General features: G+C 63.1%; 1 pseudogene. It reads left to right on the top strand.

The annotated features are described in order from the left end of the window. The first annotated feature begins 201 nt into the window (after positions 1–201). Positions 202–1,271 (top strand): annotated as a pseudogene (locus tag VGH98_09155) (IS3 family transposase). Positions 1,272–1,590: the final 319 nt, after the last annotated feature.

The following is a 1,590-nucleotide window of genomic DNA, read 5'->3' as shown; positions in this document are numbered from 1 at the left end:
ACTCGTGCGCGATCGCTTCCAGCGCACGACGAGTAGCCGGACCGTCCCGGCGCGTGTTGCCAGAAGATGTTCCGCCGAGCCGGGGCCTTGGTCGATGGGTCGTTCACTTTGGCATATTCACCAACGTTGTACTTGTCCCACTGACGTGACCCCCGGAAGCTGATCCAGATATTATGTCAGTCCTCAGCCCCTGGAGGACTGATGAAGAAGAGTCGATTCACAGAAGAGCAGATCGTTCGAGCACTGCACGAATGGGAAGCTGGCGCCAAACCCGGCGAGTTGTGTCGGCGACTCGGCGTGACGGAAACGACGCTCTATCGCTGGAAGCGGAAGTACGGCGGTTTGCAGGTGAACGAGGCCAAACGACTGCGCGCGTTAGAAGAAGAGAATCGCCAGCTCAAGCGCCTCGTTGCCGATCAGGCGCTCAATCTCCAGGTGGTGAAGGACCTGTTGGGAAAAAAGTGGTGACGCCCGAGCAGCGGCGGACGGCCGTCACGAGCACGATGCTAACCGCCGCCGTCTCGGAGCGGCAGGCGTGCCGGTACACGGGCTTCGCGCGCTCGAGCCAGCGCTATGACTCGACGCGGCCACCGCGGACGGAGCTCCGCGAGCGCCTGCACACACTGGCGACGCTGCGGCCCCGCTGGGGCTATCGGCGGCTCTACGTCTTGCTGCGTCGCGAGGGCTATCTCGTCAATCGCAAGCTCGTGCAGCGCGTCTATCGTGAAGAAGGGCTGCATGTGCGTCGGCGCAAGCGGAAGCGCGTCGCGGTGCCCCGGGTGCCACTCCCAGCTCCGGCCGCGCCTAACGAACAGTGGAGTATGGATTTCGTCTCGGATGCCCTCGGCGATGGACGGAAGTTCCGCGCGCTGACCCTCGTGGATGACTTCACGCGCGAGGCGCCCGCGATCACGGTCGACTTCTCGCTGCCCGGCGCGCGCGTCGTGCGCGTACTAGATGACGTCGCCGCCATACGTGGCTACCCCACGGTGATCGTCTGCGACAATGGGCCCGAGTTCGCCGGCGACGCGCTCGATCAGTGGGCGCACGCGCGCGGTGTGGCGCTGCAGTTCATTCAACCGGGCAAGCCGACTCAGAACGCGTTCGCGGAAAGCTTCAACGGGCGGCTCCGTGACGAGTGTCTCAACGAGAGCTGGTTCGTGAGCCTGGCCGATGCGCAGCAGACGATTGAGGCGTGGCGCCTGGATTACAATGTCACTCGGCCGCACAGCGGCCTCGCCAATCGAACCCCGGAGGAGTTCGCGAGAGCGTTCGCAGAAAACCGACCGCCGCATTTGCCCTCAGAGCCGCGATCGGCATCTCGTCCATACCCAGGCAACCCCCTTACCAGCCTTGAGTATTCACTCAACCCTGGCCAACCGCTCACCCTCACCCCATCTTCCACCCCCGACTGACATAAAGATCGGATCAGGATTGGGGGTCACGTCATCAGAGTGGCCGCATCAACCGTGAGATAACGACAGCCGATGCGTTCTCTGATTTGCAACGCGACCACCGTTGCCAGGGCAACGAGCTGCCGTCCAATTCCTCGTCCCTCCCAATGCACATCGACTGCGAGTTGAGCAAGTT

The sequence above is a fragment of the Gemmatimonadaceae bacterium genome (assembly GCA_036496605.1).
Classification (GTDB): Bacteria; Gemmatimonadota; Gemmatimonadetes; order Gemmatimonadales; family Gemmatimonadaceae; genus AG2.
The sequence above is the reverse complement of the archived record's forward strand: the minus strand, read 5'-3'. Positions and strand labels throughout refer to the sequence as shown.